General features: G+C 69.8%; 7 protein-coding genes. 3 read left to right on the forward strand and 4 right to left on the reverse strand.

Features of this window, described 5'->3' with window-relative positions:
• Window positions 1-106 precede the first annotated feature (106 nt).
• The gene (locus tag LYSCAS_RS03255) at window positions 107-2221 is read left to right on the forward strand and encodes a glycosyltransferase (RefSeq protein ID WP_213435621.1); all 2115 of its coding nucleotides are present in this window, start codon (window positions 107-109) and stop codon (window positions 2219-2221) included.
• Here the strand turns inward: LYSCAS_RS03255 and LYSCAS_RS03260 are convergent.
• From LYSCAS_RS03260 to hrpA, 3 genes are all read right to left on the reverse strand, one after another.
• Entirely contained in the window at window positions 2218-3765 is a 1548-nt protein-coding gene (locus tag LYSCAS_RS03260) for a hypothetical protein (RefSeq protein ID WP_213435623.1), read from the reverse strand. The genes LYSCAS_RS03255 and LYSCAS_RS03260 overlap by 4 nt on opposite strands.
• Entirely contained in the window at window positions 3755-5815 is a 2061-nt protein-coding gene (locus LYSCAS_RS03265; RefSeq protein ID WP_213437546.1) for a RelA/SpoT family protein, read from the reverse strand. Before LYSCAS_RS03265 ends, LYSCAS_RS03260 begins: the two co-directional genes overlap by 11 nt.
• A gap of 179 nt (window positions 5816-5994) precedes the next feature.
• Entirely contained in the window at window positions 5995-9981 is a 3987-nt protein-coding gene (gene hrpA / locus LYSCAS_RS03270) for an ATP-dependent RNA helicase HrpA (protein ID WP_213435625.1), read from the reverse strand.
• Window positions 9982-10091: 110 nt separating this feature from the next.
• Between hrpA and LYSCAS_RS03275 the strand changes: the two genes are divergently transcribed.
• Window positions 10092-10619 carry a Dps family protein gene (locus LYSCAS_RS03275; protein ID WP_213435627.1) on the forward strand — a complete coding sequence of 176 codons (528 nt, stop codon included), beginning with the start codon at window positions 10092-10094 and terminating at the stop codon, window positions 10617-10619.
• Between the two features lie 62 nt (window positions 10620-10681).
• Complete coding sequence (gene recQ, locus LYSCAS_RS03280) at window positions 10682-12487, forward strand: DNA helicase RecQ (RefSeq protein WP_213435629.1); 1806 nt, start codon at window positions 10682-10684, stop codon at window positions 12485-12487.
• Between the two features lie 62 nt (window positions 12488-12549).
• Here the strand turns inward: recQ and LYSCAS_RS03285 are convergent, their stop codons facing one another.
• Window positions 12550-12741 carry a hypothetical protein gene (locus tag LYSCAS_RS03285; protein ID WP_213435631.1) on the reverse strand — a complete coding sequence of 64 codons (192 nt, stop codon included), beginning with the start codon at window positions 12739-12741 and terminating at the stop codon, window positions 12550-12552.
• Window positions 12742-12881: the final 140 nt, after the last annotated feature.

The raw sequence follows: 12881 nt of genomic DNA on the forward strand, positions 1-12881 counted from the left end.
CACTGCGATGCGACAATGGAGGCGCGAGTCTAGCGCAGCGTCCCCGGCAGGCAGGACGCCACGCAGGGCGCGCGCATCCCCACCAGTCAGCCGGAGTTCCGTTCGCATGTCGATGCCCCTGGCCGATGCGCGCTTCCTGTTCCATCGCGCGACCGGCCTGCTCCGCCGCGGCTGGGCGAGCCTGCGTGCCCGCGGCTGGCGCGCCACGTGGGCCCGCGTCCGCGACGTCTTCGAACGCAGCACCGCCGCGCCGCGCACGCCGCCGTGGCGCCCGGCCGACGCGCCCTTCACGCCCTTCGCGCTGCCGGCCACGCTGGCCGCCGACGCGCCGCGCGCCAGCATCGTGATTCCCGTGTACGGGCAGTTCGCGCGCACCCTGGCGTGCCTGCGCGCGCTGGCGGCGCATCCGCCGGCGGCGCTGGCGGAGGTGATCGTGGTCGACGATGGTTCGTCGGACGAGACGCCGGAGGCCCTGCCCCGCGTGGCCGGCCTGCGGTTCCACCGCCGCGCGGCGAACGGCGGGTTCATCGCCGCGTGCAACGACGGCGCATCGCTGTCGCGCGGCGAGGTCGTCGTGTTCCTCAACAACGACACCATCCCGCAGCCGGGCTGGCTCGATGCATTGCTGCGCACATTCGACACGGAGCCGAACGTCGGCCTCGTCGGCGCGCAACTGCGTTACCCGGACGATCGCCTGCAGGAAGCCGGCGGCGTGGTCTTCTCCGACGGCAGCGCGTGGAATTACGGGCGTTTCGCCGCGCCGGAGGATTGTCGCTACGCCTACCTGCGCGATTGCGACTACGTGAGCGGCGCGGCGATCGCGCTGCCGCGCGCCTTGTTCGCCGACCTCGGCGGGTTCTCTGCCACGTATGCGCCCGCGTATTACGAAGACACCGACCTCGCGTTCGCGGTGCGCGCGCGGGGCTTGCGCGTGGTGTACCAGCCGGATTCGGTGGTCGTGCACGACGAAGGCGGCACGGCCGGCACCGATCTCAACGCGGGCCCGAAGGCCGCGCAGGTGCGCAACCAGGGGCGTTTCCTCGAACGCTGGCGCGAGACATTGGCGACGCACCCGGCGCCGGGCACGGTGCCCTCGCCCGCCGTCGTGCATGCGCGGCAACGGCAGGTGCTGATCGTCGATGCGCTCACGCCGCATCCGGACCACGACTCCGGCTCGCTGCGCCTCGTGAACCTGATGCGCCTGCTGCGCGAAGAAGGCGCGCACGTGGTCTTCCTGCCGGCCAACCGCCGCGACGACGGGGCCGCAACGCACGCGCTGCAAGCGATGGGCGTGGAGTGCTGGCATGCGCCGTTCGCGGCACGCGCGCCGGCGTGGTTCCGCGAACACGGGGCGCGCTTCGACACGATCGTGCTGTGCCGGCACTACGTCGCGTCCGAATTCCTGCCGCTGGCGCGCCAGCACGCGCCGCAGGCGCGCGTCGTGTTCGACACGGTGGACCTGCACTACCTGCGCGAACGCCGCGGCGCGGAAGTCGCGGGCGACCAGGTCGCGTTGCGCGCCGCCGATCGCACGCGCACGCGCGAACTGGACCTGATCGCGCGCAGCGACGCCACGCTCGTCGTCAGTGACGTCGAACGCACGCTGCTGGCCACCGATGCCCCGGGGGCGCGCGTCGACATCCTCTCGAACCTGCACCAGCTCGCCGGCCCCGGCCTGCCGTTCGCGCAACGCCACGACCTCGTGTTCGTCGGCGGCTTCCGCCATCCGCCGAACGTGGACGCGGTGCGCTGGTTCGTCGAATCCGTGTTTCCCCGCGTGCGTGCGCGCCTGCCCGATGTGCGGTTCCACTGCATCGGCGGCCACGTGCCGGACGAGATCCGCGTGCTCGACGCGATCGACGGCGTGCACGTGCACGGCCACCTGCCGGACATCGATCCGTACATGGACGGCGCGCGCATCGCGCTCGCGCCGCTGCGTTATGGCGCGGGCGTGAAGGGCAAGGTCAACCTGAGCATGGCGCACGGGCAACCGGTGGTGGCCACGTCGTGCGCGGTCGAAGGCATGCACCTGCGCGATGGCGACGACGTGCTGGTGGCCGATGCACCCGAGGCGTTCGCCGAGGCGATCGTGCGCCTGCATGAAGACGAAGCCTTGTGGGAGCGCTTGCGCGATGCCGGCCTGCGCAACGTGGCCGCGCACTTCTCGCTCGATGCGGGGCGCGACGTCGTGCGCCGCGTGCTGCTGCGCCAGGACGCCTAGCGGCGCGCGCCCGCCGCGCGCGTGCGGGCGGCGAAATCCGCCAGGCCTTCCACGTCGGGATCGAGCGTGCGCGCGGCATCGACCGCGCGTTGCGCGGATTCGACTTCACCGGCGCCGAGGCGTTCTTCGCCGACCGCGATCCAGCGCGCCGCGAGTCGCGTGCGCGCCTGCGCGAGCGGCGTCGCCTTGTCCCCCAATTGTTCGCGCGCATCCAGGCACGCCTGCGCGCGGGCGAGGCGATTGGCGCGCAGCGCATCGTCGAAGCAGCGTTGCGCGGCGGGCAACAGGCGCGCGAGTGCGCGCTGCACGTTGGCATCGTTCGGCGCCAGGGCACGCGCATGGCGCAGGTGGTCGTACGCGCTGTCGCCGGGGGGTGCGAGCAGGTCGCCGCGGGTTTCCGCCGCGGCGGCTTCCGCGATCAGGCGCTTCACTTCCGCCGCGCGACGCGGCGTGACCTTCGCGACCGGCAGCCGCTTCTGCAACGTGCGGCTCTGCGCGAGGTGGCGTTCGGCGTTGGCGATCGCAGGGCTGTCGGGTGCGAGCGTGCGCGCCCGCGCGAGGCTGTGTTCGGCGTCGTCGAAGCGGAAATCGGAGGCCTGGTGTTCGCTGCGCGCCGCCCACGCCAGCGCGACGTCCTGCAAGCCGTCGCGCGCGGCGGTGTCCTGCGGATCCAGCGCGAGGGCATTCGCATACGCGGCCTGCGCGGCATCGAGCTGGTGCGCGCGCAGCGATCGCGCACCGGTTGCGCGTGCGCGCTCACCGGCTTGCGAGAGCGCGGCCTGCGCATCGGGCAGGCCCACGTGGCCGGCGTCGTAACCGCGCACGCGTTCGACGATCGCCGCGGCTTCGGCCAGCTTGCCGGCCGACAACTGCGCCTGCGCCTGCACGAGCAAGTCCGACAATGCGTCTTCGCGACCCTCGAGCGCAGCATTGAGATCGGGCTGCAACTGCAGGATGCGCTGGTAGAGCGGCAAGGCCGCATCGGGCGCACCGTCGAGGTGCCCGGCTTCGCGCGCAGCATTCGCCTGCTCGAGCAGCGTGTCGATGCCCGTGACATCGGCTTCGCGTGCACGCAGGCGTTCGGCGATGGCGTCGACTTCCGCGGCGGGCATCGACAACTCGCGCGCCAGTTGCAACGCGGCGTGCGCTTCTTCGAACCGTTTCGCGTCCGTGGCGGTGCGCGCACGTCCGATCGCGGCGCTGCCCACCTTGCGCAGGCCGACGCGCGCTTCGTCGCGATCCGGATCCAGCGCCAATGCGGCCGCATACAGTTCGCGGGCACCGGTGCCATCGGGCGACGTCAACCGGCCCTGGCGCAGCGCGCGTTCGGCGTCGTCGCGCAACTGCTGCGCGCGTGCTTCGGGATACACGCGGTCGGCGATCGGATTGCGCAACGCGATCGCCACCGCGATGAGCGCGAACACCACGACCACCACCCAGGCCGCACGCCGCCGGAGCGCAGGCGGCCAGCGCCGCATCCATTCGACGATCCGCAAATTGCCGAACATGCGGGCCACGAGGCCGCCGCGAGGCTCAGGTCGCACGCCGCGCATCCTCCACGCCCGGCACCGCGGCGAGCTTGCCCAGCAGCGACGACAACTGGCCGTAGTCCTCCACCCGCAGGCGCAGGCCCAGGCGCACGCGGCCGGTGCCGCGTTCCGGGTCGCTGTGGATGCCGGAGACGTGCGCGTTTTCCTGCGCGATCAGGTTGGTGACGTCCTTGAGCAGCCACTTGCGATCCAGCGCGAGCAGTTGCACGTCGACATCGTGCCCGCCGTGCGCCCCGCCCCACTCCACCGGTATCGCGCGCTGCGGTTGCGCGGCGGCCAGGCGCGTGTACGTCGCGCATCCGGCGCGATGCACCGACACGCCCTTGCCGCGCGTGAGGTAACCGACGATGGGTTCGCCCGGCAACGGCTGGCAGCAGCGCGCCGGTTGCGCGAGCAGGTTGCCGACGCCCTGGATGGTGAAGTCGGACCGCTGCTTCTTCGACGGTGCGCGCGAGACCACCGGCGAGGCGATCGGTTCGGGTTCGGACTGCGCGCGCTCGTATTCCAGCAGCGCGCGACCGACCTGGTGCGGCCCGACGTCGCCCAACGCCACCAGCACGACGAGGTCGTCCTCGGTGCTGACGTTGAACTTCGCGAACACCGGCGACAGGTCGGCCTTCGCAAGGCCGAGGCGCTTGAGTTCGCGTTCCAGCAGGTCGCGGCCGGCGGTGAGGTTGCGCGCGCGGTCGAGCTTGTGGAACCAGCTGCGCACCTTTTCGCGCGAGCGCGGGCTGGCCAGGAACTTGTTGGACGCGACCAGCCAGTCGCGCCGCGGTTCGCCGACTTTCGCCGTGAGGATCTCGATGCGATCGCCGCTGCGCAGCACGTGGTCGAGCGGCACGATGCGCCCGTCGATCTTCGCGCCGCGGCACCGATGCCCGACTTCGGTGTGCACGTGGTAGGCGAAATCGAGCGGCGTGGCACCCTGCGGCAAGTCGATGACTTCACCGCGCGGCGTGAGCACGTAGATGCGGTCTTCGGCCAGCTCGCTGTCGAGCTCGCGCAGCATCCCGCCTTCTTCGCTCTCCAGCAGCTGGCGCATCCACGCGATGCGTTTTTCCATCGCCGCGTCCGCCGTCTTGCTGGCGTGGCCGCGGCCTTCCTTGTACTTCCAGTGCGCGGCGACGCCGAGCTCGGCCTGCGCATGCATCTCGTGCGTGCGGATCTGCACTTCGAGCGTCTTGCCTTCCGGCCCGATCACCGCGGTGTGCAGCGAGCGGTAGTCATTGCGCTTGGGGCGTGCGATGTAGTCGTCGAACTCCGCGGGCACCGGCAGCCACAACGCGTGCACGACGCCGAGCACCGCGTAGCAGGCCGGCACGTCGTCGACCAGCACGCGCACCGCGCGCAGGTCGTACAGCTCGCCGATCGGCACGTTCTTCTTCTGCATCTTCTTCCAGATGCTGTAGATGTGCTTCGGGCGCCCGGCCACGTCGCCGCGGATGCCCTGCGCAGCCAGCGCGTCGCGCAACTGCGTCTTCACGTCTTCGACGAAACGCTCGCGCCCGCTGCGCTTGTCGTCGAGCAGGCGCGCGATCTGCTGGTACGTCGCAGGTTCGAGGTAACGGAACGCGAGGTCTTCCAATTCCCACTTCAACTGCCAGATGCCGAGGCGGTTGGCGAGCGGCGCGTGGATGTCGCGCGTGAGTTGCGCGAGCGCGCGGCGCTGGTCTTCGGGCAGCGCGGACGCCAGGCGCAACCGCGCGAGGTGCCGCGACAGCAACACCAGCACCACGCGCAGGTCGCGCACGATCGCGAGCAGCAAACGACGCAGGCCTTCACTGTTGCCGATGCCGCGTTGTTCGGCGTGCAGCGCCCACACTTGCGCGGCGGCACGCTGGCCTTCCAGCAGCGCGGCGATGTTCGGATATTCTCGATCGATCGTCGCGCGCAAGGGCGCCTGCACCGCGGGCAACGCATGCAGGATCGCCGCGGCGGTCACTTCGCCATCCGCGCCGAGGCGCGCGAGCGAGGCCAGCGTGTCGATCAGCACCGCGGGCGCATCCGGCGCGCCGACGAAGGGATCGCCCGGCGTGCGCAGCATCGCGTCGCGCAACGCCGGCGCGATCGCGTTCGCGGGCGCCTGCGAAAGCAGCGCCGGGAAGTCGAAGGCGGGGGCGAGGGGCGAGGGGGCGTTCAAGCAGCAGGTCCGGTGGTGAGGTCACACTAGCGCGAAAGAGGTAAAGGCCGGGACCAGGGACCGGGGACCAGGGACCGGGAAGATCAAGAGCGTTGGCTCTTCCTGGTCCCCGGTCCCCGGTCCCCGGTCCCGAGATCTCGCAAGCGCTGCGCCAGCCGCTTCGGCGACACCCCCGCCCGCGCGCCCAGTTCCTGCGCGAACAGCGACACGCGCAGTTCCTCCAGGTCCCAGCGCAACGCCTGCCAGTCCGGTTCGCCCAGCAGGTCATTGGCGGCCGCCGACGCCACCGCATCGGCGAAGGGCTTGAGCTCCAGCATCCGGGCCTGGTCCTTGCCCGGGTCGCGCAGGGCGCGTTCGCTGCGCAGCACCAGTGCGCGCAGGTAACGCGGGTAATCGGCGAGCGCGGTGGCGGGCACGTCGCGCAGGAAGCCCGGCGGCACCAACTGCGCGAGCTGCGCCCGCATGTCGTCCAGGTTGCCCGAGGCCCAGCCGACCAGCTTCGGGTCCAGGCCCGCGCGCACGTCGGCCACCAGCCCGAGGATCGCCTGCGCCTGCTGCAGGCGCGCCATCGCTTCGGGGAACAGGCCCTTGGCAATCGCATCGCGGCGGTGCGCGAAGGCGTCCGCGTCGCGGATGTCCTCCAGCCCCTGCGCGGACAGGGCGGCGAATGCCCCATCGACCAGGTCCGCGCGCAGGCGGTCGCTGTCGTTGCCCGCCATCGTGCGCGGCGCGGCGGATTCGATGGCCGCATACAACAACGCGGTCTTCGGCTGGACGGGCAACTGCTTGCGCGCCTGCTTCAAGCGATCGGCGAGCGCGAGGTGCAGCAAGCGCCGCACGCCTTCGGGATGGCGCCGCGCGGCTTCCTCGCGATTGGCGTGCACGTGCAGCGCAACGCTGTCGCCGCGATCCTCGAGCGCGGGATACGCAGGCACGCCGCCCGCGCCCGGCACGGAGACGGGAATCGCGCGCTCGGGAAACACGACCAGCCCCTGCGCCGCCATGCCTTCGGAGGCACGCGCCGCAAACGCCGCTTCTGCGCGCGCACTGAATCGTTCGCGCAATTCCGAAAGGTCGCGCGTCTCCGCAAGCACCCGCGCTTCACCCCCGGTCCCTGGTCCCCGGTCCCGGGTCCCCGCATCGAGCAGTCGCAGGTTCGCGTGGAAATGCGCCTCCACCGTTTCCGGTGCGAAATCGGTCGTCGCCACCGCCACGCCCGTCAGCTTGTGCAGGAAGCGCGCAAGCGCGCCTTCGATGCTGTCCGCCGTCGGTTCCGGGAACGCCTCCGCGAACGCGCGCGCGAAATCCGGCGCCGGCACGAAGTTGCGCCGCAATGCCTTCGGCAACGACTTGATGAGCGCCGCGGCCTTGTCGGCGATGAACCCGGGCGCCAGCCACGACAAGCGCGCCGGATCCAGCGCATTCAACAAATGCAGCGGCACCACGATCGTCATGCCGTCGTCCGGCGCGCCCGGTTCGAAGCGATACCGCACCGCCAGCCGCGCATCGCCCAGCGCAAGCCACGGCGGGAACCGCATCGCGTCGCTCTGGTCGCCGACCATCAGGTCGGCGAGCGACCAGTCGAGCGCGAGCTTCGCCTCCTTCGACAACCGCCCGTACCAAGCATCCAGCGCCTGCGCGTTGTGCACGTGCGGCGGCAGGCGATCGAGGTACCACTGCGCCTGCCACTCCTCGTCGACCACCAGACCTGCGCGGCGCTGCTTGGCTTCTTCTTCCTTCGCCTTCGCCAGCGTGGCCAGGTTGCGCGGCAGGAACGCACTGCGCGTGTTGATCTCGCCCGTCAGCAACGCATCGCGCACGAAGATCTGCCGCGCTTCTTCCGGGAACAGCGCGCCGTAATGGATCGGGCGCTTGGGCGCGAGCACCAGGCCAAACAGGGAAATCTGTTCGCTGCCGACCACGCGCCCCTGCGAACGCGCCCAGCGCGGATCGTGCTGGCGCCGGGCAAGCAGGTGCGGCAGCGCGTCGATCGCCCATTCGGGTTCGATCGCGGCGTTGGTGAGCGACCACACGCGCTCGGTATCGAGGAGCGTTGCGGACAACACCCACGGCGGTGGCTTCTTCGCCAGCGGCGAGCCCGGGAACAACTGGAACTTGCGCCCGCGCGGCCCGTCGTACAGCCCGCGATCGCCGCGGTTGCCGAGTTGCGTCGGCAAGCCCGTCATCAACGCGCGGTGCAAATCCGCGTAATGCGCGTCCGTGTCGTTCTGCTGCCAGCCCAGTTCGTCGCACAGCAGTTTCAGCTGGCGATGCAGTTCGCGCCATTCGCGCAGGCGCAGGAAGCCGAGGAAGTGTTTCTCGGCCCACGCGCGCAGCTTCGACTGCGTGAGGTCTTCGTGCGCGACGCGGTAGGCGTCCCACAGCTTGAGGATGCCGACGAATTCCGACTTCGGATCGGCGAACAGCGCATGCGCCGTGTCGGCCGCGCCGCGCTGGTCCGACGGACGCTCGCGCGGATCCTGGATGCCGAGGAACGCGGCGATGACGAGCATCTCGCGCAGGCAGCCGATGTCCTTCGCCGCCACCAGCATGCGCGCCAGCTTCACGTCCACCGGCATCCGCGCCATCGTGCGGCCGATCGCGGTGAGCTTGCGCGCCTGGCGTGCTTCGTTGGAGCCGCCCTCTTCCACCGCACCAAGTTCATGCAGCTGCTGCCAGCCATCCGCCACCGCGCGCGGATCGGGCGGTTCGAGGAACGGGAAGTCTTCGATGCCGCCCAGGCCCAGCGACAGCATCCGCAGGATCACGCCCGCGAGCGCGGCGCGGCGGATTTCCGGATCGGTGAAGCGCGCGCGCGATTCGAAATCCGGTTCCGAATACAGGCGATAGCACGTGCCCGGCGCGATGCGCCCGCACCGCCCCTTGCGCTGGTCGGCACTGGCCTGGCTGATCGGTTCGATGTGCAGGCGATCGAGTTTCTGCCGCGGGCTGTAGCGCTTCACGCGCGCCAGGCCCGGATCGACCACCGCGTGGATGCGCGGCACGGTCAACGAGGTTTCCGCCACGTTGGTCGCGAGCACGATGCGCCGCTGCGGGCCGGGATTGAACACGCGGTCCTGGTCGCGCGCGGACAGGCGCGCATACAGCGGCAGGATTTCGGTGTGGCGATACTTGCGGCGTTCCAGCGCCTGGTGCGCGTCGCGGATTTCACGCTCGCCCGGCAGGAAGATCAGCGTGTCGCCCATCGGGCGTTCGCGCGCGATTTCGTCGAAGGCCGCGACGATGCCGTCGAGCGTGGTGCGATCGCCTGCCTCGTCGCCTTCGCCTTCCAGCGGGCGATAGCGCACTTCCACCGGATACCCGCGCCCTTCCACGCTCACCACCGGCGCATCGTTGAAGTGCGCCGCGAAGCGCGCGGTGTCGATGGTCGCCGAGGTCACGATGACCTTGAGATCGCGCCGGCGTTCGAGCAGCTGCTTCAGGTACCCCAGCAGGAAATCGATGTTGAGGCTGCGCTCGTGCGCTTCGTCCACGATGATCGTGTCGTACGCCGACAGCCAGCGATCGGACTGGATTTCCGCCAGCAGGATGCCGTCGGTCATGAACTTGATCGCGGTCTGCTCCGACACGTGGTCGGTGAAGCGCACCTGGAACCCCACGGCCCCGCCCACCGGCACCTGCAATTCCTCGGCGACGCGTCGCGCCACCGCGCGCGCGGCGATGCGGCGCGGCTGCGTGCAGCCGATCATCCCGGCGGCGCCGCGGCCCGCGGCCAGGCACAGCTTCGGGATCTGCGTGGTCTTGCCCGAGCCGGTTTCGCCCGCGATCACCACCACCGGGTGCTTGCGGATCAGTTCGACGATGCGTTCGGCTTCCGCCGCGATCGGCAGGTCCGGTGCCACCCCGGCCTTCGGCAAGGCGGCCGCGCGGGCCTCGCGCACGGTGACCGAGCGCTGCAGCGCCTGGGCGAAGGCATCGCGCAAAGCCTCGTCTTCCGGCTTCGCGTTCCAGCGCTGCCAGAGGCCGAGCAGGCGGCCGCGGTCCTTCGAGAGCGCGCCCTCGATGGCGTTGCGGGCCCGCCCTGACGCGGTCTTTGCACTCGATTCCATACACTGCCTGTTGATAGCCGCCATCAATCACTGCGGCAGCGACAATCGATTTCCCGAGTCGCCGCCGCCCCACTATTGTGATCGCAACCCCCCACCTGGAGCGCATGCGCATGGGCAAGTCCGAGAAATCCCTGTCCGAGGATCCGAACCTGGGTGCCAACGCCCCCGACATCGACATCGGCATCAACGCCGACGATCGCAAGGCCATTTCCGAATCCCTGATGCAGGTGCTGGCCGACGCCTTCACGCTGTACCTGAAGACGCACAACTTCCACTGGAACATCACCGGCAAGATGTTCAACAGCCTGCACCTGATGTTCGAGACCCAGTACAACGAGCAGTGGATCGCGCTGGACGAGATCGCCGAGCGCATCCGCGCGCTGGGCTACAACGTGCCGGCCTCGTACAAGGATTTCCAGCGCCTGAGCACCATCAAGGACGACACCACGGTGGAACACACCGACTGGCGCGAAATGGTCCGCCAGCTCACGCTGGGCAACGAAGCCGTCAGCCGCACCGCGCGCAAGAGCCTGGAAATCGCCGACAAGGCCGGCGACGACCCGACGGTGGACATGCTGACCTCGCGCCTGAAGGTGCACGAGAAGAATGCGTGGATGCTGCGCTCGCTGCTGCAATGATCCGCTGATTTGCCGGCGTCGTTCCGCCCGGGACGGCGCCGGTCTCGCGTAACCTGTGCGGCATGCAGGCCGCACTCGACACCCTCCGCCACGTTTTCGGTTACGACGCCTTCCGCGGCGCGCAGGGCGAGATCGTCGCGCACGTCGCCGGTGGCGGCGACGCGCTCGTCCTCATGCCCACCGGCGGCGGCAAGTCGCTGTGCTACCAGCTGCCGGCGCTGCTGCGCGAAGGCACCGCGATCGTGGTGTCGCCCCTGATCGCGCTGATGCAGGACCAGGTGGAGGCGCTGCGCCAGCTCGGCGTGCGCGCGGCGTTCCTCAATTCCTCGCTCGATGCCGGCGCCGCGCTCGCGGTGGAGCGTGCGTTCTCGGCCGGCGAACTCGACCTGCTGTACGTCGCGCCGGAGCGCCTGCTGACGCCGCGCTTCCTGTCGCTGATGGACCAGGCGCGCCTGGCGCTGTTCGCCATCGACGAAGCGCATTGCGTCTCGCAGTGGGGCCACGACTTCCGCCCGGAATATCGCCAGCTCACGCTGCTGCACGAGCGCTGGCCGGACGTGCCGCGCATCGCGCTCACCGCCACGGCCGATGCGCCCACGCGGCGCGAGATCGTCGAGCGGCTGAAGCTGGAGGAAGCGCAGGAATTCGTCAGTTCCTTCGACCGGCGCAACATCACCTATACCGTCGTCGCCAAGCAGGAGGCGCGGCGACAGCTGCTGGAGTTCCTGTCCTCCCGGCGCGGCCAGTCCGGCATCGTGTATTGCCTGTCGCGACGCAAGGTGGAACAGACGGCGGAGGCGTTGTCAGAGAAAGGTATCGTTGCCTTGCCGTATCACGCGGGGCTCGATTCGCAGGTGCGCGCCGAACACCAGCGCCGGTTCCTGCGCGAAGACGGCATCGTGATGTGCGCCACCATCGCCTTCGGCATGGGCATCGACAAGCCGGACGTGCGCTTCGTCGCGCACCTGGACCTGCCCAAGTCCATGGAAGGCTATTACCAGGAGACCGGCCGCGCGGGGCGCGACGGCGATCCGGCCGATGCGTGGATGTCGTACGGGCTCGGCGATGCGGTGCTGCTGCAACGCATGATCGAAGAGGGCGACTCGGGCGAGGATCGCAAGCGCCTGGAACGTCGCAAGCTCGACGCGTTGATCGGCTTCTGCGAATCCACCAGCTGCCGGCGCCAGTCGCTGCTGGGCTACTTCGGGGAATCGCATCCCGGCGCGTGCGGACGCTGCGACAACTGCATCTCACCGCCGCAAAGCTGGGACGGCACGGTGGCGGCGCAGAAGGCCTTGTCGTGCGTGTATCGCACGGGGCAGCGGTTCGGCGCCGCGCACGTGATCGATGTGCTGCGCGGCGCGGAGACACAGAAGATCCAGCAGTTCGGGCACGAACGCCTGAGCACCTACGGCGTCGGCAAGGACCTCGATGCGAAGCAATGGCGCAGCGTGATGCGGCAACTCGTCGCGGGCGGCTGGCTGCAGGTGGATGTCGAAGGGCATGGCGCATTGCGGCTCACGTCGGAAAGCGCGGCGCTGTTGAAAGGCGAACGCACCCTCACCCTGCGCGCCGAAGCCGAGCGCCTGCCGAAGGCGCGCCGCGAAGCGCGCGCGTCGCAGGGCACGGCGGCGATGGATGACGAAGCGACGGTGCGGTTCGATGCGCTGCGTGCGTGGCGCGCGAGCGTGGCGCGCGAACAGAATGTCCCGGCCTACGTGATCTTCCACGACGCCACGTTGCGCCAGATCGCGTTGGCGGAACCGACCGACCTCGATGCGCTCGCCACCATCAGCGGCGTCGGCGCCACCAAGCTCGAACGTTACGGCTCGGCGGTGCTGGAAGCACTGTCGTCGGCCGAGGCCTGACGCAACGAAGCCGGAAAAGCGTGGGCTTTTCCGGCTTCGCACCTGATCAAGGGTGGTGTTGCTTAGCGGTGGCTGCTGTCGTCGCGCGGCGGGGCGGACGTGCCGGGCTTCTTGTCCTGGCTACGATCGTCCTGCTTGTTCTGGGTCTGCTGCGTGGTCTTGCCCGAGTCCTTGCCCTGGCCTTCCTGGCGCTGGCCGGAGCCCTGGCCCATGTTGCTGCCCATGTTGCCGCGGTCGTTCTGGTTGTTGCCCATCGTGTGCTTACTCCTCTCTTGCGATTGGTTGGTGCCGATGTCCGACTTGCGTCGGTGGTGACACTCTGCAAGAGCACGCATGAGAAATACGTGAGATGCGCGCGCATTCATGCGATGCATTGGTTCGCTTCAGAGATGTG

The organism is Noviluteimonas caseinilytica (assembly GCF_018406605.1).
GTDB classification, from domain to species: domain Bacteria; phylum Pseudomonadota; class Gammaproteobacteria; order Xanthomonadales; family Xanthomonadaceae; genus Noviluteimonas; species Noviluteimonas caseinilytica.

What these genes read in the sequence shown, in the direction of transcription:
- LYSCAS_RS03275 (WP_213435627.1), top strand. Translation starts at nt 10,092, where the DNA reads ATGGGCAAGTCCGAGAAATCCCTGTCCGAGGATCCGAACCTGGGTGCC.
- recQ (WP_213435629.1), top strand. Translation starts at nt 10,682, where the DNA reads ATGCAGGCCGCACTCGACACCCTCCGCCACGTTTTCGGTTACGACGCC.
- LYSCAS_RS03265 (WP_213437546.1), bottom strand. Translation starts at nt 5,815, where the DNA reads ATGCTGCGCACGCCGGGCGATCCCTTCGTCGGCGCGCCGGATGCGCCC.
- LYSCAS_RS03255 (WP_213435621.1), top strand. Translation starts at nt 107, where the DNA reads ATGTCGATGCCCCTGGCCGATGCGCGCTTCCTGTTCCATCGCGCGACC.
- hrpA (WP_213435625.1), bottom strand. Translation starts at nt 9,981, where the DNA reads ATGGAATCGAGTGCAAAGACCGCGTCAGGGCGGGCCCGCAACGCCATC.
- LYSCAS_RS03285 (WP_213435631.1), bottom strand. Translation starts at nt 12,741, where the DNA reads ATGGGCAACAACCAGAACGACCGCGGCAACATGGGCAGCAACATGGGC.